The sequence below is a fragment of the Roseateles sp. genome (assembly GCF_049240545.1).
Classification (GTDB): domain Bacteria; phylum Pseudomonadota; class Gammaproteobacteria; order Burkholderiales; family Burkholderiaceae_C; genus Paucibacter_A.
The window spans coordinates 1-1090 of record NZ_JBMLSK010000257.1; the positions used below are offsets into that span (position 1 = coordinate 1).

The 1090-nt window shown below is 69.4% G+C and carries 1 protein-coding gene; it reads right to left on the reverse strand.

Annotation, left to right across the window (positions count from 1 at the left end; translation table 11 throughout):
* Positions 1-185: 185 nt before the first annotated feature.
* Positions 186-1090: IS1380 family transposase (locus ACOVRJ_RS16965; protein ID WP_422045014.1), on the reverse strand; the 905-nt coding region annotated here is incomplete at its 5' end.

Genomic DNA, 1090 nt, shown 5'->3' on the forward strand with positions numbered 1-1090 from the left:
CAGCCCCGCACTGGATGAGTTTTTGAGGCCGTGCGATGTCCTGCTGTCGCTGATGCGGCTGAGCGGGCCGTGGTTCATGCGTGTTGGTGCAGCGATCGGTGCCGTGCGAGCGTGATTGGCCCCTCCCCGGCTTGGGATGCGGGCCTTGTTGGTGTCAACGCGCGGGCCAGGCACTGGATGAGCTGCTACGGACCCAGCGCAGCCATCCTGCCGGCTGCGGCGGCGAACAGCGCTCGCAGCGGATGGTGGCTGGCCAGCATCACCCGCACGCGACGCGTGTTGCGCAGGATCGCCGCGCCGATCTTCAGCAACCGCACGCGGATGGTGGCTGCGCTGGCGCGCTCCAGCTCCGTACCCTGCAGCGCCAGCGCGCGCAGCCGCTGCATCAGCGTGTAGGCCAGCGCCGCCAGCAGCAGCCGGAACTGGTTGGCGATGAAGCGCGAGCAGCTCGCCCGCGTGCCGAACAGGTCCAGCTGCGCTTCCTTGATGCGGTTCTCCGCCTCGCCGCGCTGGCAGTACAGGCCGTCGTACAGCGCTTGGGGCTCACCTTCAAGGTTGGTCACGACGAAGCGCGGGTTGGTGCCCTGGTCGCCGTACTCCAGCCGCGTGATCACGCGCCGCTCATGGGGCCAGCTCTGGGCGGCGTAGCTGAACTCGCCGATCAGACGCTGCTTGGTGCCGTTGGCCTCGTAGGCGTCGGCCAGCGCCGCTTCGGCCACCTCCACCGCCGCGTGCAGCCGCGCGTTGCGGGCCAGTCCGATGATGTAGCCCACGCCCGAGCGCTCGCACCACTGCAGCAGCCGACGGCGACAGAACCCCGAGTCCGCTCGCACGATGAACCGCGTGGCCGGCCACGCCTGGCGCAGCCGGGCAACGAGCAGCTTGATCACCGCAGCCGCATGCCGTGCGCCGTCGATCTTGCTCGGCCGCAGCACGCAGGCCAGCATCGCTTGGCCGCAGAACACGTACAGCGGCAGGTAGCAGTGGTGGTCGTAGTAGGCGTGGAAGGCACCCAGCTCCTGCGCGCCGTGCAGCGGCACGTCCGAGGCGTCGATGTCCAGCACCAGCTCTGCAGGAGGCTTGTCGTGGC